The organism is Pseudoalteromonas sp. GW168-MNA-CIBAN-0100, assembly GCF_040309225.1.
Classification (GTDB): domain Bacteria; phylum Pseudomonadota; class Gammaproteobacteria; order Enterobacterales; family Alteromonadaceae; genus Pseudoalteromonas; species Pseudoalteromonas arctica.
Window position 1 is genome coordinate 1 of record NZ_JBEOOL010000866.1, and the last position, 250, is coordinate 250.

Here is a 250-nt window from a genome sequence, read left to right on the forward strand (position 1 = left end):
GGCGACCGGCGTGCGCCCGTCGCGCGCGTTGCCGTACGAACTGCACGCGAGCGCGCGCACCGATGCCGGCGCCGGCACGGTCACGCTGAAGTTCGCGAACACCGGCCACGCCGCCGCCGTGTTTCACGTCTACGACAAGCTGCACCTCGACCGGCTGCCGCAGCGCTACGTCGTCGAGCCGGGCAAGACGCTGCACGGCGACTGGGCCGCGCGCGCCGACAATGGCGGCAAATATGACCTGTGGGTGCTC

Annotated in this window: 1 protein-coding gene; it reads left to right on the forward strand. The window is 71.6% G+C overall.

The window, feature by feature from the left end; translation table 11 throughout:
- Nucleotides 1-250: phospholipase domain-containing protein (locus tag AAEY62_RS23775; protein WP_350636926.1), on the forward strand; the 250-nt coding region annotated here is incomplete at both ends.